Genomic DNA, 22,027 nt, shown 5'->3' with positions numbered 1-22,027 from the left:
TAATTGGATGTATAAAAAAGGTTGACAGACCAGTATTTTTGAAGTAAATGTGGTAGATAAACGGATTTTAGTGAGAAAGGTGGTAGTTATGGAGATTTTAGAAGAAACTTATTTACCCTTTACTGAAAGTGATCTTTTGGAGCATTGTGCAAAGGTAAAAAACAATAAGGGAAAATGCGAGAAAAACAAAAAATTTCTGGATTACTACAGAAAAAGTTTAAAAAGATACAAGGAGTTTAAACAGAGGAATTTACAACATATTGGACTCCCAATAAGTAAAGTAAGATATCCTTGTCAAATCGAAAAAGACGAAAGATTTTGGACGGCGGCGACCTTTATGACAATTTTTCATAGTCCTTATACAAATACCATAGATGAACTGTCCAAAATTCTGACAAAGGCTTATGGAAAAGTTCCACCAATCGATACAGTACAATCTTGGGAAGAATGTTTAGAAGGAGAACTACACCTTTATTTTGAAGCGAATTTACCATCGTCTCAGAGTTACAAAAAATGGCTACAGGAACAATATTCATATTGCTATAATATATCTCGTAGGTACGCAGATTGCCCTGTACACTTAATTCCGTACGTTATAAACAGCTCGGGTAAGCTACATAAAAAAGATGGGTTTGTCATAAAGAACACATTAGAGGGAGCCTCGGTGATAGACGCTTTAATTGTAAACCCTTCTAACGGTTTCTCTGTTTTAATTGAGGCTAAAGTTTTATCTGACATTTCTTGTGATATAACTTACGATATAAGTCGCAACCAAATCGCAAGATTGCTTGATGTAATGTTGGAAAGAAATGATTCCTTATGTTATCCCTTGAGTAAACGGGATCCAGAAAAAACCTTGTTTTTGCTTGTAACCCCAAAGATTTTTAAAGATAATCCTCATTACAGATTTTATGGATATAAATTCCTTGAGTATAAGAACAACCCTAAGTCAATAAGTAGGGATTTACCCTACAGAAACTATGATTTTACAAGTCTATCAAGTAGAATGGGATGGGTTTCATGGGAAGAGATAAAGGATATAAACCAAAAATGTTGTAAATGGTTTGAAAGGCAAATAAGCATTTGAACAAAGCTATTTTAAGTTAATTTTACGCAATGGCAGTATGGCTACTTACACAGCCCAAATACTTATAGGTAGGTCACATATTTACCAGGGCGGGATAACTCCAAATCATGTATTGTTTCTTTCTGAAAATAGTAGATCAGCATGGATTTTACGTTCCCTCTCAAGACCAGATTTTCAAAAGGTTTTTGTGTGTGATCCTAATACATTAATAAAAGATGCTGTTCTTATTACAGCTATTTTCATTTTAAAAAGCGAAAAACTCCTTGAGCGATTACCAGATACAATTAAAAAAACGCTAAAAAGTAATTATTTAGAGCTTTACAGGGTTATTCATCCTAAAATATTAGATGATCTATACGGGATCCTTAAAGATATTTCTTTTAATCATATTAAACTTTCAATCTCCATTTTTGACGAGTCATCTATCAAAGGCGTAGGGATACTTGAGAAATATAAAGATTTAGAGTTCGAAGTGTGCACTACATTTTACAGTAGAACCTATAATCCTTTCAATGATTTCTTTTTAACTGATGATAAAATATCTAACGAGACCTCGATTAAGCAGCACATAAATTACCTCAGATATATTAAAGATGACATGTATTGAAACAACCCTAAGTAAATAGCGGTTAAAGTAGCTTTTACTACTACCCTATTCTCTTATTTAACGGCGGCAATCCACCGTGCATCGAGCACCAAATATGAAGATATACCTCCACTAGAGATACGAATTCCTTTGGCCAAATAACAACAGCTGCAATTAAAACTTGGCCATCCACAATTTGTTTACGATAAGCATCGTCTGGTGACCATTTAGCAAGAGGACTATTTACAAATTTACCTTCCTTATTCGGTGCACGAAATTTACTCCATATCTCTGCCCCAAGATTATCAGCTCCAGCTTTGCCAATATACAAAGTATTTTCTTCTAAGTCCGCTATGAAATATACTCCACTTCGTTTTGATGCTGTCTCTCCCGGAACTTCCATCTTATACCAATCTTTAAACGGGGCATTTCTTTTTTTGACTATATTAAAATTAAAACTCATATCTGGGACATTGCTTTGCAAGATTTCGCTAAGATTTTTAATTATTTCAAACCCTTTACTGATTTTTATCATGTTACTTACCTCCAAAATTAGATATCAAATTGTGTAACTTTTACAAATCTACAATACTGATAATTACATAGAATCAACAACCTTTATGGCTCTTTCAAACTGCTCACGATAATGCGCCTTTAAATACGCCGTCTGATAGGCAATATAGGCATAGGCAGCAGAGTGGGATTTGTTGAAGCCATATTCTGCAAACTTGGCCATAAGGTCAAAGATGTATTCTGCTTTATCCTTTGGTATGCCTCTTTCTACTGCCCTTTCAACAAATATAACCCGTTGCTCGTCCATGACCTCTTTCTTCTTTTTACCCATTGCCCTTCGCAATATGTCTGCTTCACCAAGTGAATATCCTGCAAGTTTACTTGCTATCTGCATGACCTGCTCTTGGTATAGGATTATGCCGTATGTGTCTTTGAGTATATCCTCAAGCTCTGGCAGCGGGTATTCAATGGGCTTTTTGCCGTGCTTTCTGTCTATGAAGTCCTGAACCATGCCACTGCCCAAGGGACCAGGTCTATAAAGTGCAACAAGGGCTATTAGGTCTTCAAATACTGTGGGCTTTAAATCCATTATAAGCCTCTGCATACCGGATGACTCAAGCTGAAACACGCCCAATGTATCGCCCCTTTGCAGAAGTTTATAGGTCTTTTCATCATCAAGGGGGATTTTGGATATATCAAAGCCGTTGCCTATGAGTTTGACAGTTGTGTCGATGATGGTCAATATTTTTAAGGATAAAAAATAAAATTTTGGCAAACCTAAATCCTCGATAAATTTTTTGTCGTACTGGATAGCCACTACTTCTCTGTCGGGTACTTTATACAATGGGCATTTTTTATACAGAGGATCCGTCGTTGAAACAATCAAACCAGCAGAGTGTATTGCAGGGCTAAATTTTATTTTTTCCAATTTTTTTGATATATCAAAAAGCATCTTCACTTTACTGTTTTTTTCTATTTTTTCCTTTAGAGTGGGATTTTTTTCTATTGCTTCACTTAAGCTGTACTCCATTGGTACCATTTGAAGTATTTCTTCTCTTTCTTTTTCAGAAAAGTTCAGAACTTTAGATGCGCTGCTTACAACATGTTTCGGATACATACTATAAAATGATGTCAACCAAGCCACATTATACTCCCCATACTTTTCCCTCACATAGTGTATGACCTCATCACGCCTTTCTGCACAAAAGTCCACATCTATATCAGGCATTGTTACCCTTTCTGGGTTCAGGAAGCGCTCAAAGAGCAGGTTGTATTTTATGGGGTCTATGTCTGTTATGCCAATGGAGTATGAGACAAGGCTGCCTGCTGCAGAGCCCCTGCCAGGACCAACGGGTATTCCGTTTCTTTTTGCATAGTTGACAAAGTCCCAAACGATGAGGAAATAGCCTGAGAAGCCCATCTGCTCTATTATGGCAAGCTCATGCTCAAGTCTCTTCTTGTAAAGCTCTTTTTTGTCTTTATCAAAGCCTTGTGTTCTTTTCTCCAATCCCTCATAGGCAAGTCTTCTTAAGAATTCCTTTTCATCTGAGCCGTCTGGTGTCTGATAGTGGGGCGGAGCAAGCTTGCCAAGCTCTAATTCAACATTGCAAATGTCAGCTATTGTCTTGGAGTTATAGACAAACTCGGGGTTGTCTTTGAAAAGCTCAAGCATCTCCTCTTCGGTTTTGAAGTAGAACTCATTTGAGCCCATTCTCATCCTGTCTTCATCGTCTAAGTGCTTGTTTGTCTGAACACACAGGAGCGCATCCTGTGCTATAGCGTCTTCCTTGTTTAGATAGTGGCAGTCGTTTGTTGCAACAATGGGTGTGTCTGTTTCCAAACCCAGCCTTATTATGTCTTTGTCTATCCTTTCTTGGTCTTCAAGGCCGTGTCTCATGATTTCAAGGAAGAAGTTGTCTTTGCCGAATATCTCCTTGTATTCCTGAACAACCTTTTTTGCACCTTCAAAGTCGTTATCCAATAGCCTAAGCTGCACCTCTCCATGCAGGCAGGCACTGCCAGCTATAATGCCCTCTGAGTGCTCCCTCAGTAGGTTTTTGTCTATTCTTGGCTTGTAATAGAAGCCTTTTAAGAAACCCATGCTGCAAAGATACATGAGGTTTTCATAGCCCTTCTTGTTCTTGGCAAGGAGTGTTATGTGATAGTTGCCTTTTACATCTCTATCATCCAAAGTTGTGGGTGATATGTAGCCCTCAAAGCCAAGGATGGGTTTAATGCCATTTGATTTTGCCGTTTTGTAAAACTCCAATGCCCCGAACATGTTGCCGTGGTCTGTGAGGGCAAGGGAGGGCATTGACAGAGATTTGGCTTTATTTATAAGATCTGGTATCCTTATCGTGTTCTCAAAGAAACTGTATTCAGAGCATACATTTAGATGAACGAAAGACATTTTTACCTCCTTCAAACATTTTCAACTCGCTTTTTTCAAATAAATTCAACAACTTCCTAATAAAAACCCATCTATCGGATTTATTAACCCCTCTCTATTTTTTAAACTTATACCATTTATGCTGTTGCTTCTCAAGTTTTTGCGGTTGGCTTTTTTATTCTTTCTGCGTTCTATTTATACAGGAGTTGTTCGATGGTATCTCAAGATCATTTAAACCAACCCCAAAGAAAACTCAGACAAAAGCTCTTTTTCTGGATAGTGCCTTACATTTCGAGTTATGATTTTTAGATTCTTTTCCTTTGCCGTGGCCATTATGAGGCAGTCAACAGTCGATAGCGTTATACCCTTCTTTCTGTAGTTTCTATAAAACTTAGCACCGGTTTTTATTATGAGTTCATCAAGGTTTATTACATCTATCAGACTTACAAACTCTTGAATTATCTCTTCCTGCTTTCTATTCTGGGCTCCTTTGAGTAGTTCAAAGTGGGTTAGGATACTAATATAGCACTTGTCGCTTTTGAGTATATCTTCAAAAAGCCTTACAGCAAAATCTCTGCCATTTAGAAAATCAATACAGACATCGGTGTCTATTATGTATCCCAATTTGCTTCCTTTTCTTTCTCAAGTTTCAAGTCTTCGTTTCTTATTTTATCGACAAATTCTTTACCATCTTCTCCATTATTCAAAACTCCAGCGAGACTTAAGAGCCTCTCTTTCTTTCTCCTCTTTATGTATTCATCCAAAGCCTCGCTTATAATTTTGCTGAAGTTGTTGGAGAATTCTTTGCTCTCTTTGTATAAATCCTCTGGTATGGACACGGTTTTTTTAACAACAGGCATTGCACACCTCCAACTTAAGGGTAATACCAAAAGATAGGTTTGTCAAATAAGAATCAAAGCAGTGCTCTGCAACTGAGCAGTTGATTCTAAAAAATACGCATATTCCGTTTATCTGATGGTTATGTTTTATCTGAGTCTAAGAGGCTATCAGTTCTATTTTTTGCGGACTAATTGAGAGAAACTAAAAAAGCCAATCTTGAGGTCACTCTCAAGATTGGCTTCATTACAGGCTTTAAATGGTGCCCCGAGCAGGATTCGAACCTGCGGCACCAGGATTAGGAATCCTGTGCTCTATCCTACTGAGCTATCGGGGCAAGCCCAGCCGCAAACGGCAACGATTTTTATAACATTTAGCCATTTTTGTCAAGCTCAAAATTACCCCCCTCCTTAGGTTAAGGAGTAATACTGCAATATGTATTTCTTCTGAACCTCAAACGACCAATGGACATTCTTCAAGAACAACCCCGCCGCAACATAATCGCCCTTTTCAAAAAGCTCAATCAATATGTCATGCTCCTTCAACGATTTATACTCCCATGCTGGCAAATACTCATCCTTTGGCGGAAAATCATACAATCTCTGTCTTATAATGGAGATCATCCTCAACATCTCGTTGTTATCAGACAGATTCAGATAAATATTATGAAACTCCACATTCAGACTGTAATAATCCTCAAAGCTCTTCCTATCCAGGGCAAGCCTCATATCCTTGTTCAACCTCTTCATCCTAACCAAATCTTCCTTATCCAAATACCTGCCCACATCGACCGCTATACCAAATTCCAGCGTTCCAATGGTCTGATAACACTTCCTGATGTCCTCAAGCGTCAAAGGGGAAACCCTCACCCCCTTCCTGGGTTTAATCTCAACAAACCCATCGCTTTCAAGCTTCAAAAGGGCATCCCTCAGCGGGGTCTTGCTTATACCCAGGCTTCTGCTTATGGCGTTAAGATCCAAAAAATCGCCCCTTTTGAGTGCACCCGACTTGATCTGCTCCTTCAAATACTCATAAACCTGTTCTCTCAAAGACTTTGTGTTAATTGACATTTTTTTACCCTTGTAATGTATTTTGATATTTAGTATATCAGAACTTAGACTATTATGGAAGTGGTTTTATGGAAAAAATTCTAAAAGGGAGTCTTTTTTCTGTTCTATCGGCAGCTTCATTTGCAAGCCTGGTGGTGCTTGTAAAAATTGGCTACAATAGCGGTCTGTCCACACTAAACATGCTGCTTTTAAGGTTTGGCTTTGCCGTGTTGTTAATGGGTGGCTTTTTCTTCATATTCAAAAGAAATCTATTAAAAGCCGAAAAAAGCACACTGAAAAAGGCCTTCTTTACCGGCAGCATCCTTTATACAGCCCAGGCGTTCAGCTTCTTTAGTGGTGTAAAATACACATCACCCAATGTCGTTGAGCTTGTTCTATACCTATACCCGGCAGCCGTCTCCATACTCTCCCACTTCTTCTTTAAAGACAAACTCAACCTATTCAAGCTATTCTACATAGCCGTTATACTGTCTGGCTTCGGTTTTATATTCCAAGAGGCCTTTTACAGCAAGCTAAACCTCTTGGGCATTCTATTCTCCGTATTGGCCATGTCTATCTACAGCTTCTACCTCATAAGCATAGAGTTCTTTGTTAGGGACGAAAACGCCATAACCTTCAGCTTCTATACGATTGTGTTCGCCTTCTTAAGCTTTTTTGTTATAAACCTATTCACAGGCCTGCCACAATTAAATGCAAACAGGCTCTTTATAGGTGCACTGCTTGGTCTCATACCCACATTCATGGCCATAATGTTTTTATTTATGGCAATCGAAAACATAGGTTCAGCCTTGACAAGCGTTTTTTCTTCGATAGAGCCTCTAATTACAATAGCCCTAAGCTATATAGCTTTAGGCATAACACTAACAGAAAACCAACTCATTGGTGGGGCGCTGATAATCATCGGTGTATTCCTTGCAAACGCCTATCACCTAAAAAGGAGCAGCGATGTTTAAGATACCCAAAGAATACATTGCAGACCTATTGCTTCTATCGGTTACGATCTTCTGGGGGAGCACATTCATTGTCGTCAAAAGATCCATCGAGATCATGCCGACATTTGCCTTTCTATCTATAAGGTTCTGGATATCCACCCTGCTTCTGGTTCTCATATTCCACAGAAAACTCAAATTACTAAACAAAAAAACACTAAGAGACGGCATCATATTGGGCGTGGTGCTGTTTTTGGCCTATGCATTCCAAACGGTGGCGCTTGAGTATTCAAAGGCCACCATTGTTGGCTTCCTAACGGGTCTTAATGTGATTTTTACACCTATTCTATCGGCCATCATCATCAGAAAGATACCAACCATATACTCCCAAATCGGTGCCGTTTTGGCCTTTGTTGGAATGGCCATGATGTCGTTTAACAACTTCACACCCTCGTTTGGCGATATACTGGCAATTATCTGCGCTATTTTTGTTGCCATACAGATTGTTCTGACCGATAAATACTCACGGAGAAACGATACATATCTATTAACGGTAATAGAGATCGCCGTGCTTGCCGTGCTGTCAACCGTCGTATCAGTCTTAAGAGAGCCTTACATCATACCGCACAAAATATCCGGGTATTTAATATTTTCCTTCCTCATAACGGCTGTATTTGCAACGGTGTATGCATTCGTCGTTCAAAATACAGCCCAAAAATACACAACACCCACAAAAACGGCTATAATATTCATTATGGAGCCGGTGTTTGCGGCCATATTCGGCTATCTGCTTGGCAATGAGGTATTAACAGCCAAAGCGTATGCAGGCGCTTTCATCATGTTTATAGGGCTGTTTATCAGTGAATTAGGGCCTCTGGTGATAAAAAGATGATGAGGGTTTATTTGGTTCTGCTTGTGGGCATACTCTCGGTTTCTTTAGCCAGCGTCATAATAAAACTAACAAGCGATGTGCCAAGCGTCATAATGAGCGCATACAGGCTTGGCATATCCTCCCTCATCCTGCTTGGCTTATCGTTTGCAAAATCGGCAAAGATACTCCCAAAAACAAAATCGGAACTGTTTATCGCCTCGATCAGCGGACTGTTTCTAAGCATACACTTCATAAGCTGGATAGCATCCATAAAGCTTACATCCATAGCAAGTTCCGTCACCTTAGTATCCACAAGCCCCATCTTTGTTTTGCTCATATCCTTCTTTATTTTTAAAGAAAAGCAGGATGCAAAAACCGTTCTGGCAACTGTCGGGGCTGTGGCAGGCAGCGCCATTATAGCCTTCTCAGACAGCGGCTTTGCTATGGGCAAGCTGGATAAGACATCCCTGCTTGGGGATCTATTTGCAACCATAGGCGCCATTGCTGTGGCTGTATATTTCCTGGCAGGCTCTTTTTTGAGAAAAAACATCAATACATTCCAATACATCACACTGGTCTATGGTTTTTCGGCTATATTCACCCTGATATTTGCCATATTGAGCGGAGAACGATTTACAGGATACAGGCCTATATCCTATTTTTATATGCTGCTTTTGGCCTTAATACCGCAGCTTTTGGGGCATACATCGTTTAATTGGGCACTAAAACACCTAAAGGCAAACGCCGTGGCCATATCCACGCTGGGGGAGCCAATCGGCGCATCTATCCTGGCCTATATCTTTTTTGGTCAGACAGTGGGTTTTTTAAAACTTACGGGCATGGCTGTGGTTTTGGTTAGTATAGCCGTTGCCTTAAAAAACAGCAAAAAGGGGGAGAAATGACAGAGGAAAAGGCCAGTTTTGTGCACCTGATAGTATCGATGGCCGAGGCGGCCTATAGCTATCTTGGGGTAATAGAAGACCCGTTCACAAAGAAGAAAGCAGTTGACCTAAAACAGGCCAAATACACCATCGATATGCTTAATATGATAGAGGAAAAAACGAGGGGCAACCTGACAAAGGAAGAGAAGGACCTATTGGATGAGGTGCTTTACGATTTAAAAATTAAGTATTTAGAGAAAACAAAAAATAGCAAAAAGTAAAGCTTATAAAAAGCATTGACTATAACCTAAAAAGGGATAACTTAACCATTCGGAGATGATGAAACACAATTTTTCGATGGTATCGCTGCTTCTTGGTATACCCTTATTCATAGCGTTTGTGCTGATCATAACCATAGGCGCATACTGGTATAGGTATGCCGAGAAATCCTATAACAAAAACCTAAAAACCATAAGGGAGATTTACATAACAAACGCCGAAAACTATTCAAAATACACAATAGAAAACCTCATAAAGCAGATAAAGGAGGACGAAAAGGGCACAATAGAAAACAAAAAGACCATCTTAGCAAACAATGTAAATAGGGCTTTCAACTATCTTTATCAGCTATACCGCAACGACAAGGGCGCTTTTGAGAAATTGGCCTTCTTTTACCTATCAGAGGCGACCTTCAAAAGCAACAACATTAGTTTCTATGTAATAGACAAAAGCGGCAGGATGGTCTTTAACCCCTTTTATAACAAACCGCTAAATGTAAAATTGACAAAGCTGACATCAACGGATAATAAAAAGCCCTTCTTAAAACTCATCGAGGCCTCAAAAGACAAGGACTTCGGCATGTACAGGCAAAAGTGGCCATACAACTGGAACTTTTTATCGAAACAGGATCTGGGCAGGGACGGTTTAACCTGTTTTGTAAAATTCAGACCCATGCACTGGTTGATAATAGGAAGGTATGAGCTTGAGCCTGTCATATACCAACTAAAACAGAAATGGGTCAGGCAGCTATCGTTATATAGATACGGAAAACACAACCACGGATACATATTTGTAATAGAGCTATCCAAAGAACCATCCAACGACTGCTTCGGCATTGAGCTTGTAAATCCAAATATGCCGAACAATGTTAACAAATGCCTGAATCTAAACAAATCGGATTATGTTGGCTTCTTTTACAGGAAAAAATACCTAAACGACATAATGAACAAGGGATACTCCTTTGTTAAGTATTACTACAAACTCCCCCAGACAGACAAAAAGGTTATGAAAATTAGCTATATAAAGCTCTTTAAGGAGTGGAATTGGCTCATAGGCACAGGAATTTATATAAGCGATATGAACTTTACACTGGCGGCAAAAAGACAGGAGGCGCTTGAGGAATTTAACTCAATCAAAAGGACAATAGCAGGCATAATGCTCTTTACGCTGGGTCTTTTAGGGCTCGCCTATGTGCTGTTGTCCAACTTTGTTGAGAGAAAGATCTCCCATGTATTCAAAAGCTTCGAACAGGCCCTAAATAGATCCGAATACCTCGATGAGTCCAAACTTAAGATAAAACAGTTAAGATGGGTTACGAAAAACCTCAACAAGGCCATCAAGCGGTTTAAGGAATACGAAAAGGGATTCCTGGTTTCGTTTGTTAGCGTTTTAGAGGCAAGAGACATATACACAAAGGGGCATTCCCAGAGGGTTGCATATTATGCAAAAAGGATAGCAAAAGCCATAGGCCTTGATGAGAAGATGCAGGAGAAGATATACAAAGCGGGCCTCCTTCACGATATAGGCAAAATCGGCATACCCGACAACATACTCCTAAAACCCGGGAGGCTCACCCAAAACGAATACAACATCATAAAATACCACTCCCTGCTCTCCTATGAAATACTAAAACGCCTTGAACACTTCAAGGATCTTGCAGAACCCGTGAAGCACCACCACGAAAAATGCGACGGCAGTGGTTATCCGGATGGCTTAACCTGCAAAGAGCTATGCATTGAGGCTCGCATATTGGCTATAGCGGACATATTCGATGCACTAACCACAACAAGACCATACAGAAAGGCATTCAGCCCCCACGAGGCGATAGAGATCCTGAAAAAAGAAAAGATCGATCAGGAGTTGTTAGAGAAGGTTGAGGATGTTTTAATAGAGTCGTTCAAAACCAAACACAAAACCATTGCTGAGTTTATGTCTGAGCAGATCGACAACATCCGTTCGGAGATCTTCAAAACCGATTACATGACGGGTCTGCTATATATAACGGCATTTATAAACAAGATCAGGGAGTTTATATCCAAGAATGAGCCGTTTGTAATAATCGGCATAAACATCAAGGGCATAAGCAAAATCAACTATCTATTCTCCACAGAAGCAGGCAATACACTCATAACAGAGACGGCTGAGGTTATAAAGACACTATCCAAAGACAAATGCATCTCCTCAAGGGCATATGCCGATGTATTCTATGTGGCATGCAGCCTGAAGGAAAACCAAAAAATAGACTGCATGGACCGTTTTTCAAAAGAAAAGCTAAAAAACGCAATCAAGGAGAGGTTGGCGCCAAACAATAAGTGTAAATTTACATCTAAAAACAACGAATGCATAACCGAATACATAGACTTCAAGATTTACTGCGTCGAATACCCGAAGGATGGTTCAACGGCGGAGGAGTTGATATACCTGATAGAGGAGAATCTGTAATCACACACATTAGCAAAACAACAGATTGTTGAATTTTCTGGATTTTTTGATAAATTTAGCCTATGGAATGGTCAACCCTCAACCAAATCAAATTCCAGATAATCGAAGAGGAAAAGAGAAAGGCTGAGGAGAATTCATACATCAACACCATCTGGCTTGCCGATGTAAAAAGCTCTATGAGAGATACAACCTGAATCTGGGATACCAGAGGAAAAACAATGCACCGGCCAGAAAGCACAGGCCAGCCATAATCCTGGATAAGATCGGCGAGAATTACAAGGTTATATTCTTAACGACATCCCAGTGGGGCGGCAATCTGCTTTTTGATATAGAATACTGCAATTACAAATCGTGTCCTAAGTATTTTGATTGGAACGGCACATCAAAGGTTTTAGCACTCCATAAGAAAAAGGGCAAAAAATCAAGAAGGGTCTTTACCATAAAAGAGGAAGACTTACATGAGATGATGACATTCTGCGGTATCTGCTCATGCGTTTATATGGAAAACATCAGAGATAAGCTGTTGAGGAAAAAGAAGTGGTGGAAGAGATACTAAAAAGGTATTTAACAGGGGAAGCATTAAAACCCAACGAGGAAGAGATGCTTATAAAAACAATAAAAACCCAGGCAGCCTGCGCAATCAGAGACCTAAAAGACAGTCCATTTGCAGATGTTATGGATATAGACGATCTGGTAAATGAAACGGTAATGACCATAATCAAAAAGAGGCAGACAATCATAAAGGCCATAAACAACAGGGCAAGAATCGAAGCCTATATAAAATCAATAGCAAAAAACCACCTAATAGACCAATTAAGGAAAAAAACGCTCATAAAAAACAGATTGAAGTTTGAAAACACACAGAAGCCCCACCCCAAGAACGAATTAATCAGCATAGAAGCTGAAGAATTTGCAAAACTCTGCAAAAAGGAGCTAACAAAGACAGAAAAAGAGGCCCTATGCCTGGAGCTTCTGCAAAAAGGCTCAGAAAACAGAACGGCTGCCTCGTTTGAGAAGGCAAAAAGCAGGGCTCACAAAAGAATAAAGGAGTTTATTGAAAAAGAAAGGTTTTCTATAGACATAGTCGATGCGGCAATAAAGAGTTTCTTTTTGTCGGAAATATGCTCAGAATTCGTTAATCTTTATGAGGGAAGAGGATGAGATGGCTAAAATTCGTATATGAGCAATACCTAAAAGACTTAGAATTCAGACAAAAAAACATAGACACAGAAATCAACAAAAACAACATACAACACTTAAAAAAAGCGCAGGCTCTAATAGAGGGTAAATCCAAAGAATCGGAAGAGGCAATGGTCGGGGATGTGTATCAATTTGAAAGCCTCTATTTTGTCATATCGGACACAGAAGAATGCCCCTATGAGGTCTTTATAGCCTCACCCTATTGGGAGCTTGCCTCGGATAAGGACTTGATAGTCGACGGCAAGGAGCATAGATGGGTTATCGAAAGCCTGATCAGATATGTGGAAGAAGATGTATTAGACAGATCCATAAAAATAGACCAGGTAAGCGAAGATGATGTAAGGATAATGCAGAGGTTTATAAACGAAGGAGATAGGCTGCCCAAAGAAAGAACGGGGCTTTCGTATATCAAAGGAAGCGGGTCGTATCAAGAACTCTTCAAAGAAAACGAACGAAAGCGAAGCCTATTCCTCATGCCCGATCTGGGATATGAGCCAGAGATTGCAGAAGAGGCCACCGTTAATTTAAGCCAATACATAGAGGGGTTAGAAAAAACCCTAAACCAAAGGCTTGCCGCTGCATCATTTGACGCCTTGATAGTTTCAGAATACGGCGACATAACAAAAGAGAATGACAACTTCGTTATCTATTTCAACGAGAAGTATGCAGGGACACTTTCAAGGGTCTATGCAAAAGACGCAGTTGTATTTGAGGGCTTCCTGCCCAAAAAATTAATCCTAAAATCAACATTAGAACACCCCCAAACCCTGTTAGAGATCCTAAAAATAGAACCCTTATGAATCAAAGCTTAATAGAAAAATACATTTCAACAACCACTCAGCCGCTTGATGAATACCACAAAAGACTTCTACTAAACACCCTATCGGATGACAACACACCACACACACTAAAAAGCAAGATAGTGATTTTCTTAAGGGAACACAGGCACCAAATAAACCCTAAAGATTTGGCAGAGGCTTTAGGCATGGACTCTCAAGCTGCAGAGGAACTGTTGAATAACGACATTAAAGAGGCGTTCTTTCCTGCTGTAAGCCCAAACAACAACGATAAACAAGAATTGATAAAACTATTCGTCATAGAGCTAAAAAATTTGACCCTCTCATTCAAAAAGGGCATTGAAAATGAGCTTAAAGTGGTCGAAAAATTAACGGGAAAACACTTTTTTGTCGGATTCTACGGCGATTTTACAGGAAAATCCTTCTTACTTGCCTTATCTTCAGCGCTTATTTGTAAAAATGACGAAAAACTAAAAGATTACGCATTCACGGGGGATTTAAATTTTGAGGGCAAGGTAATAGAGGTGGATTTTTTAAAAGAAAAAATAAAAGCCGCTTACCCAAAAAAGCTCATCCATCCAGAAATCATAAAAAACCTAAAAGAGCTCGATATACTCTTAAACTCAGACACAATAAATATCCCCTTTAGCATTGCCTTAAAGCAATCGAAAAAGGATACAACACCAAAACAGGCGGCTTTGACAAACCTCTATCAAATCGCACAAAACACGGATTTTGAGCTTGCCAAACGGCTATACGATTTAAAAGACGACGATTTCACCTTTTATATAGATGGTAAATTCTTACCCAATAGAGACTGGGAAGGCATATTACGAACGGCTTATGGAAAAATCGTGCATCTAAAAGAAAAACTAAAGGACAAAACCTGCATATTGCATTTATGCCTGCTTGGGCCTGCTACATTCGCCTTTGGCCTTGGGGCAATGGTTGGCTGTAAAGAACCTTTTGTTGTTTACCATTACACATCAGGAGAGTTCAAAGTCGTTTTAGACTTCTCCAAAAGGAACTTAAGACTCTTGAAATCGCCTAATAAAAACCCAGAACATATAGAATGCGAAAAGGACACAGATACCCAGGAAACCGACATCCTTGCCATTTCCATTTACGCTGCATCACACAATCCAAAGGGCGACATAAGAAAATTCTTGAAAAATAACTTTGAAAATTACATCCTGGCATCGTGCGAGGCCAAAGATAGGGGCAATTTAGAGGAAAGCGACTGGGCTATCTATGTAAATGAGATCTACTCGCATTACAACAAGCTAAAGGAAATAACAACTAAAAAGAGGTTAATGTTTTTCGCCTGCCCTGTCCTGTTGGCGTTCGGATTGGGTGTTGCTGTTGAAACCTTCGACGATATCGAGGTTTACAATTTCGAACCTTTAGAGACTTCTTACTTCAAGGTCTTTAACTTAGCCAGTCTGAAGGTTTAGTCTAACCTGACCAAAACCCATCGAAGCGTTTGTGCCGATATTGAGCAAGCTTGCAAGGTAAAGATAGGGGTAAATAGCAAATTGATAGTGTGCAATATCTTTGACATGTTTTATTGTTTAACAAAAATTTTTGTATAGCTTGGTTTTCATTATTTTTTCCTTGACTTTCTAACATAAATGGCATAAAGATGGGAATAAGCGCAAATAGGCAGGTTTTTTATATTGTTAAAAAGCCTGTCAAAAAGTGGTCTTTTACAATAAAATGATGGCTTTTTCTCATACAGCGGGAAAGGCTGTTTTTATAAGGCTTTACAAAAAGTTGACAATATGACTATAAAGTCTTATCCTTATTCAAATAGGCTTCTTGGAAGTCCTGTTGCACTACTCCCGCTTCTGAAGGGAATTACGACTCTGAGTCCTCATCATTCATTCTCATCCGTGCAGCCGTTGCACTACTCCCGCTTCTGAAGGGAATTACGACTAGTTTAACCATTTCTTATCCTCCTTTTATATTTTGTTGCACTACTCCCGCTTCTGAAGGGAATTACGACTCTCATTTTTACCTCCTTTAACCTAATCAAGATATAAGGAAGTTGCACTACTCCCGCTTCTGAAGGGAATTACGACCATGTTTTACGCCTTTGTAAACCTTGTGTATGGCTTTACCAACAGGTTGCACTACTCCCGCTTCTGAAGGGAATTACGACTTCACACCCGGGATTGTCTCTTTTGCCTCTCTAAGCCATTTCCTGACAAGGTTGCACTACTCCCGCTTCTGAAGGGAATTACGACAAAACAAAATTAACTCAAGAACCCCAAGAATGGTAATCAGTTGCACTACTCCCGCTTTTGAAGGGAAAATTTCTTTAAATTTTGGATTATAAATTTTGGATTTTGGATTTACGGTTAAATTAGTTTTATCCTTGCACAAACGACCAATCTAAAATCTACAATTTAGAATTCAAAATTTTTAGTTGCTCCCGCTTTTGAAGGGAAAATTTCTTTAAATTTTGGATTATATCCCCCCTTCCGCACCCAAACCTCCATTTTAACCAAACCCAAATGCACAGTAAACGCACAGAGCGAAAAATAATGAAAAGGGTTGTAAAACAAATGGAACAGAAAATGCTTTCACCTACCCCTAAAAAGAGGGGGTATTCAAATGACACAGCAAAAGGCAGTTATCAAGAACATGGATCACTTAGGACTGATAGCCGGTATGATAGATGAACTGAAGATTAAAGAAACCATAGATGAAGCAATACCATCATCAAGTAAATCAAAGAACCCAAGCTACGGTGAAGCAACAAAGGCAATGATCCTTAACGGTCTTGGTTATGTCAACAAACAGCTCTATCTAACACCACTCTTTTTCAAGGATAAACCGCTAAAGAGGTTATTCGGAAGGGATGTTGATTCTTCGTGGTTCAACGATGATGCACTGGGCAGAACATTAGATAAACTCTTTGAATACGGTGTAAGTGAGCTATATGAGAAAATAGCAGCCAAAGCAGTTAAGATACTGAACCTTAAACCGTCAACCATACACTTAGACAGCACAAGCTTTCATCTTGATGGCAAATATCCTAACCAAAAGATGAAGGGAAGAGAAGAAAAAGACTATGAACCAACCCCAGTCTTTATCACCCAGGGTTACAGCAGAGACCACCACCCAGAGCTCAACCAGGTGGTGCTTAACCTAATAGTGGAACACAAAGCAGGCATTCCTGTGTGGATGAAACCAGCAGATGGCAATCAAATAGATGCAGAGACATTTGCCAATATAGTAAAGGAGCATATCAACTCTTTAAGAAGTGCAAACGATACAAAAACAAAGGTAATAGCCGATGCTGCTCTCTTTAGCTCTAAAACAATGGAGGAGTTTAAAAAGAACGGTATGCTTTTTATCTCAAGGGTTCCATCTAAACTAAAGAAGGCAAAAGAGATACTCAGAAACCACAATGAAGGGGAATTTATCCAGCTTGATGAGAACTATCAAGCTATCCCATATATAGTAGATTATGAGGGAATGAGACAGAAATGGGTTCTGTATAAAAGCAGCTATGCTAAATCAAAAATGGATAAAACGATAAAGAGAGAGTATCAAGAAAAAGAAAAACAGGAAATGAAACTCATTGAGAAACTGCAGAGGAGAAGATTTTTCTGCGAAGCTGACGCAAAAGAGGTACTTAAAGAAAAAACAAGTAAGTTAGAGTGCCTAACCATAACAGAAGCTAAACTCATATCAAAGCCCAAATACAAGACAAAAGGAAGACCAAAATCGGATGCCAAACCGGATTACTATGAATACTACTGGGTTATAGATACCAAACCAAACAAAGGGTACATAGAACAGAAGCAGAACCAAAAGAGTGGTCTTTTTATCCTTGCAACCAATGACATGAAACTATCAGAAAAAGAACTGCTTGATGAGTACAAATCACAACAGAGGATAGAAAGGGGCTTTAGGTTTCTAAAATCACCGGAGTTTCTAAGTGATGCCATGTTTTTGAAAAATCCAAAACGCATTGAAGCAATGCTTATGATAATGACTATATCCTTACTTGTATATGCTGCCTTGGAATACAGAATAAGAAGTGAGCTTAAGAATAAAAACAAGACCTTTCCCAATCAGCTTGGGAAACCCATTCAGAACCCAACAGCAAGGTGGGTGTTTGAGAACTTCTTTGCCATACACCTACTTATTCTAAACAACCAAGAACAAATTGTTGGGTTGGAAGATAAGCATAGGCTAATACTGGAGCTGTTGGGTGGAACTTATATGGGGTTTTATGGTATAAATGGAGGGAGAGGTGCGGAATGAGGGTTATAAATTTTGGATTTTGAATTTACGGTTAAATTAGTTTTATCTTGTACAAACGACCAATCTAAAATCTATAATTTAGAATTCAAAATTCTTATGTCGCTCCCGCTTTTGAAGGGAAAATTTCTTTAAATTTTGGATTATAAATTTTGGATTTTGGATTTACGGTTAAATTAGTTTTATCCTTGCACAAACGACCAATCTAAAATCTATAATTTAGAATTCAAAATTCTTATGTCGCTCCCGCTTTTGAAGGGAAAATTTCTTCAAATTTTGGATTATGAATTATGAATTTTGGATTACTTGAGGAGGATAGCCAACGACTGGCGGCTAATTGCTAAATTCAAAATCGACGCTTACACAAGAAACCAAGAGCCGATTACCAATCAAAATTTCACAGCATCATTAATACAGCAGACCCAACATCCAAAGAGGGATTTTGTTTCTCACAGGAAAATCAATCTCATCACTGACCACAAAATCCGCATCTTTACTTTTTTTGCTTCTGCCGCCAACTTCTATCTTTATACCATTCACAACAAAATCGCACTCTTTCTCATACTTACATGCAAAAACTTCGTATTTCTCTTTTAAACACATAACCACAAATGCCTCTCTTGCGCTCCCCAAATTGCCTTTAAAACAGCTGTATATAGAAGGGTCCGAAAGAAAGATCTTCGCTCCCTTTGTATAAGTAAATTTACCCGGTTTTCTGACGATATTTATCAGTTCGGAGCGCTCCATAACATAGAGCAGACTGTAAAGCTTCTCTTTCCCTAAATCCCATTCATTACACATATTAGAAACACTTATCGTTGGAATGGGTGCGTTTATCAGGTGTCCTATAATTGCGCTCATTACCCTTAAATGATTATCCTGTATGGATGAAACATAGAACGGTATATCGTAGTAGATGGACTTCTCTAAAAGCCCTTTCAATCTGGAACAATACTCACCCTCTGTAAAAATAGGCCTAATGCCACCGTTAATGTAATCGGCAAACAGTTTTAAGATGTTCATGTCTTTTAGCTTTATAAGCACACTCCTATCCATATCAAATGGATCTGTTGGATCGATAAGTATATCCTGTGTAAGAAAAATATATTCCCTGAAAGACATAAGGGGTATGCGGAATTGCACAAATCTTCTGGATAGGTCTGCCACAGATTTCTTCAATATCAAATTACTGCTATCACTAATCCAGACTGTTTTATTGGGATAGTCATCATAAATAGCCTTTACATGCTCGCTCCATTTGTTTGCATGGTGAATTTCGTCAATAACTACACCGTCATATCCTTTTTTAAAAATCGCACTCACAATGTCGTAAAGCGGCAGTGATGAGATTAATGGATGATCGGCGCTAAAATATAAAAAGTTTTTCTTAGAGCTTGTGATTTTATCAATTAAAAAAGTCGTTTTGCCTACACCCCTTAAACCGTAAACAAGCGCTCCCCTAATCTCGTCTATTTGAATGCTCTTATAAAACGGGCGTTTCTTCTCTGGAAGATAGGTCTTTAGCCTTTCTAAAGTTAGTTCAAACTGTTCGATAACTTTATCCATCATTTTCCCGCACCACAAAAAATTATGGTTCTATACTAAAACCATTTTTACAAAAAGTCAATAAAAAAGTTCTATATCAGAACGAAAAGCTAAGTATTTAGTTCTATAGTAGAACTTTTATTGGTAATTGCTTATTGGTAATTGTTTGCCAAAAAACTCACGGATCTATCCTTCTCACTCCCAACCTTTCTATTTTTCTATCAAAACTATAAATTTCACTTGCCCCTTCTTCCTCCATTCTGGCCACTATGTAGCAGTCAACAATATCATCCTGGTGTTTCTCCCAAAGATCAAGGGTTCTTTCTATTGTTTGTTTGTCTTTCATTTTTAATCCCTTAAAACAGAGCAACTTTCTCATTACATCAATTATCTTGCCCTTTTCTATTTTGTAAAAACTCTTCAACACAAAAACCACCTGAAAAAACACCATATCAATGCATCTGACCTCTTCTTCGCCCCTTTCTATCCTTGCAAATAAATCAACAAGCCTTTTATTTGGATTTTTATCAGTGAGAAATCTCAATATTACATTCGTATCAATATACCTCATCTTTTACAGACTCCACCAGATATTCCTCTGTGGCTTCGTTTATACCTTTTTTATCAATCTCTCTGTCTGCATAGTCGCTAAAAACACCAGCAAGTTCTTCCGCCACATTATCAAAGGATTCAACAGGAACTATCTTTATACCATCATCTTCCTCGATTATATTCACCTTATCGCCTATGTTTATTTTGTATTTCCTTCTCAATCTTGCAGGTATCACCACCTGCCCTTTATTAAACACCTTTGCAAGCATGAAAACCTCCCTTTTGCTAAAGTTATACTAAATTGTATAACCTTTGTATGCATAAGTCAAAAGGTTTAGACCACCAAAACCATAGGAAAGCTTTATAGATTTTGAATTTTGGATTATGAATTTTGGATTACTTGAGAACGATAGCCAACGACCAGCGGCTAATTGCTAAATTTAAAATCGGCGCTTACACAAGAAACCAAGAGCCAATGACTAACGACTAAATTTAAAATCCAACACTTTTTGTGAGCAACTGCTTATAAAAACTTGACCCAACAAACGGGGATTGCATAAAATGCATTCAAAAAGAGGAAAGTTAAATGAACAAAAGAAACACGCTTATCTGCACCGTCGGCACAAGCCTTATAACAAATATCGAAGGACTAAAGAAATCGGAAAACAACACAGAAACCAAAGCAGAAATCTATAAGGCTTACCAATCGGAAAATTACGAGAAACTAACCGACCTATTGCTGAGCCTAAATCCAACAGAGAGAATCTGCGGCGCTGAAATAAATACAATAGAAGAAGCACAAAAGAAAAAGTGGTTGGACATCGAGAATATCGTTTTCCTTGTATCGGACACAAAAGAAGGTGAAAAAACAGGCAATATACTTAAAAAATACTTCAGCAAAAGAAAAATCAATGTCAAGGTCGAAAAAATAGAGAAACTCAAGCCCAACAACCCAAAGGATTTTAAAAAACACGGATTAAGGAACCTAATAAGGAAAATAGGAAACATAACACGCCTTTACGGTTCAAAAAATATAGCGATTGATGCGACAGGGGGGTATAAGGCACAGATTGCATTGGCGGTTCTGTTCGGACAATCCCTGGGAATACCGGTATTTTACAAACACGAAAGCTTTGGAGAGATAATAGACTTCCCTCCAATGCCCGTTTCGTTGGATTACACCTTGATAGGGAATTATTCCCATCTATTCCACAAACTAAACAAAGGCGAAACACTCGATTCTAAAGAGATTGAAGAAATAGAAAGCTACGATAGAGAAAAAATCCTTATATTCTTAGACTCGATAGAAGAAAACGGCGAATCGCTGTATGAATTAAACGCAATGGGGACGCTATACCTTGAAACATTCTATCTGTCTTTAAAAGAGAAGAAAACATTAAAAGATTTGCCTGAAAGCAAGAGAAAGGCGCCCTCTTTAAGCCAACACCACTATCCAAGGGGTTTTAAGGAGTTTGTTGATAAGGTTTGGGCAGAAAACAGATGGATAATAACATGCAAAGACACACATTACAACAAGCAAAAATCGATAAGAAAGGGCATAAAGTTCTTTGTTGTTCAAGAAAAAGAAAGCCACCTTCTCATTGGAACTTACCGCTACAAGAATGAAGATTTCGGGGCAAGATTTGCAATTATATTAGAAGAAAAAGACATCGACCTGCTCTCGTTGGCGGCAAACATCCTAAACGACAAATACGGGATATAATCCTTACTGAGCAGCAAAACATTGCAACCCCTGCAGATTTTTTGTAAAATC

Annotated in this window: 21 protein-coding genes and 1 tRNA gene; 13 read left to right on the top strand and 9 right to left on the bottom strand. The window is 38.7% G+C overall.

Features of this window, described 5'->3' with window-relative positions; all coding sequences use genetic code 11:
* The first annotated feature begins 88 nt into the window (after nt 1–88).
* Together D891_RS0104005 and D891_RS0104000 are read left to right on the top strand one after the other, a co-directional pair.
* On the top strand, nt 89–1,087 hold the full coding sequence (locus tag D891_RS0104005; protein ID WP_025209743.1) for a hypothetical protein: 999 nt from the start codon (nt 89–91) through the stop codon (nt 1,085–1,087).
* Between the two features lie 37 nt (nt 1,088–1,124).
* Nucleotides 1,125–1,694, top strand: a complete 570-nt coding sequence (locus D891_RS0104000; protein ID WP_156919064.1) for a hypothetical protein — start codon at nt 1,125–1,127, stop codon at nt 1,692–1,694.
* Nucleotides 1,695–1,734: 40 nt separating this feature from the next.
* On the opposite strand, the gene D891_RS0103995 is transcribed toward D891_RS0104000, so the two are convergent.
* From D891_RS0103995 to D891_RS0103970, 6 genes are all read right to left on the bottom strand, one after another.
* Nucleotides 1,735–2,208 carry a hypothetical protein gene (locus tag D891_RS0103995; RefSeq protein ID WP_025209741.1) on the bottom strand — a complete coding sequence of 158 codons (474 nt, stop codon included), beginning with the start codon at nt 2,206–2,208 and terminating at the stop codon, nt 1,735–1,737.
* A gap of 63 nt (nt 2,209–2,271) precedes the next feature.
* The gene (gene dnaE, locus D891_RS0103990) at nt 2,272–4,596 is read right to left on the bottom strand and encodes a DNA polymerase III subunit alpha (RefSeq protein WP_025209740.1); all 2,325 of its coding nucleotides are present in this window, start codon (nt 4,594–4,596) and stop codon (nt 2,272–2,274) included.
* Between the two features lie 210 nt (nt 4,597–4,806).
* On the bottom strand, nt 4,807–5,199 hold the full coding sequence (locus tag D891_RS0103985) for a type II toxin-antitoxin system VapC family toxin (protein WP_025209739.1): 393 nt from the start codon (nt 5,197–5,199) through the stop codon (nt 4,807–4,809).
* Nucleotides 5,187–5,435 carry a type II toxin-antitoxin system CcdA family antitoxin gene (locus tag D891_RS0103980; RefSeq protein ID WP_025209738.1) on the bottom strand — a complete coding sequence of 83 codons (249 nt, stop codon included), beginning with the start codon at nt 5,433–5,435 and terminating at the stop codon, nt 5,187–5,189. Before D891_RS0103980 ends, D891_RS0103985 begins: the two co-directional genes overlap by 13 nt.
* Before the next feature lie 237 nt (nt 5,436–5,672).
* Nucleotides 5,673–5,749: transfer RNA gene (locus D891_RS0103975), tRNA-Arg, on the bottom strand.
* A 73-nt stretch (nt 5,750–5,822) separates the two neighbouring features.
* A complete protein-coding gene (locus tag D891_RS0103970; protein ID WP_025209737.1) occupies nt 5,823–6,482 on the bottom strand; it encodes a GntR family transcriptional regulator in 660 nt (219 codons plus the stop codon).
* A 68-nt stretch (nt 6,483–6,550) separates the two neighbouring features.
* Here D891_RS0103970 and D891_RS0103965 point away from each other — a divergent pair, with 68 nt between their 5' ends.
* From D891_RS0103965 to D891_RS0103920, 10 genes are all read left to right on the top strand, one after another.
* Nucleotides 6,551–7,435 carry a DMT family transporter gene (locus tag D891_RS0103965; RefSeq protein ID WP_025209736.1) on the top strand — a complete coding sequence of 295 codons (885 nt, stop codon included), beginning with the start codon at nt 6,551–6,553 and terminating at the stop codon, nt 7,433–7,435.
* Nucleotides 7,428–8,303 (top strand): DMT family transporter, encoded by an 876-nt coding sequence (locus tag D891_RS0103960; protein WP_051453555.1) that lies wholly within the window; start codon nt 7,428–7,430, stop codon nt 8,301–8,303. Before D891_RS0103965 ends, D891_RS0103960 begins: the two co-directional genes overlap by 8 nt.
* Entirely contained in the window at nt 8,300–9,184 is an 885-nt protein-coding gene (locus D891_RS0103955) for a DMT family transporter (protein WP_025209734.1), read from the top strand. Before D891_RS0103960 ends, D891_RS0103955 begins: the two co-directional genes overlap by 4 nt.
* Entirely contained in the window at nt 9,181–9,444 is a 264-nt protein-coding gene (locus D891_RS0103950) for a DUF1844 domain-containing protein (RefSeq protein WP_025209733.1), read from the top strand. Before D891_RS0103955 ends, D891_RS0103950 begins: the two co-directional genes overlap by 4 nt.
* A 58-nt stretch (nt 9,445–9,502) precedes the next feature.
* On the top strand, nt 9,503–11,884 hold the full coding sequence (locus D891_RS09460; protein WP_198014781.1) for an HD domain-containing phosphohydrolase: 2,382 nt from the start codon (nt 9,503–9,505) through the stop codon (nt 11,882–11,884).
* A 62-nt stretch (nt 11,885–11,946) separates the two neighbouring features.
* The gene (locus D891_RS10030; protein ID WP_269563643.1) at nt 11,947–12,078 is read left to right on the top strand and encodes a hypothetical protein; all 132 of its coding nucleotides are present in this window, start codon (nt 11,947–11,949) and stop codon (nt 12,076–12,078) included.
* A 343-nt stretch (nt 12,079–12,421) separates the two neighbouring features.
* Nucleotides 12,422–13,045: an RNA polymerase sigma factor gene (locus tag D891_RS0103935; RefSeq protein WP_025209731.1), complete on the top strand. Its 624-nt coding sequence runs from the start codon at nt 12,422–12,424 to the stop codon at nt 13,043–13,045.
* Entirely contained in the window at nt 13,042–13,884 is an 843-nt protein-coding gene (locus D891_RS0103930; RefSeq protein WP_025209730.1) for a hypothetical protein, read from the top strand. The genes D891_RS0103935 and D891_RS0103930 overlap by 4 nt, the downstream gene beginning before the upstream one ends.
* Nucleotides 13,881–15,335, top strand: a complete 1,455-nt coding sequence (locus tag D891_RS0103925) for an SAVED domain-containing protein (protein WP_025209729.1) — start codon at nt 13,881–13,883, stop codon at nt 15,333–15,335. The genes D891_RS0103930 and D891_RS0103925 overlap by 4 nt, the downstream gene beginning before the upstream one ends.
* Before the next feature lie 1,162 nt (nt 15,336–16,497).
* A complete protein-coding gene (locus tag D891_RS0103920; protein ID WP_025209728.1) occupies nt 16,498–18,159 on the top strand; it encodes an IS1634 family transposase in 1,662 nt (553 codons plus the stop codon).
* Nucleotides 18,160–18,564: 405 nt separating this feature from the next.
* Here the strand turns inward: D891_RS0103920 and D891_RS0103915 are convergent, their stop codons facing one another.
* The 3 genes from D891_RS0103915 to D891_RS0103905 form a co-directional block, all read right to left on the bottom strand.
* A complete protein-coding gene (locus D891_RS0103915; RefSeq protein WP_084042310.1) occupies nt 18,565–19,722 on the bottom strand; it encodes an ATP-binding protein in 1,158 nt (385 codons plus the stop codon).
* Between the two features lie 157 nt (nt 19,723–19,879).
* Complete coding sequence (locus tag D891_RS0103910; RefSeq protein ID WP_025209726.1) at nt 19,880–20,272, bottom strand: PIN domain-containing protein; 393 nt, start codon at nt 20,270–20,272, stop codon at nt 19,880–19,882.
* Entirely contained in the window at nt 20,259–20,522 is a 264-nt protein-coding gene (locus D891_RS0103905) for an AbrB/MazE/SpoVT family DNA-binding domain-containing protein (RefSeq protein WP_025209725.1), read from the bottom strand. The genes D891_RS0103910 and D891_RS0103905 overlap by 14 nt, the downstream gene beginning before the upstream one ends.
* 317 nt (nt 20,523–20,839) lie before the next feature.
* On the opposite strand from D891_RS0103905, the gene D891_RS09455 reads away from it, so the two are divergent.
* Entirely contained in the window at nt 20,840–21,976 is a 1,137-nt protein-coding gene (locus D891_RS09455; RefSeq protein WP_025209724.1) for a putative CRISPR-associated protein, read from the top strand.
* The last annotated feature ends 51 nt before the right edge of the window (nt 21,977–22,027 follow it).

It is taken from the genome of Hippea sp. KM1, from assembly GCF_000526195.1.
Classification (GTDB): domain Bacteria; phylum Campylobacterota_A; class Desulfurellia; order Desulfurellales; family Hippeaceae; genus Hippea.
This window is presented reverse-complemented; position numbering and strand designations above follow the sequence as displayed.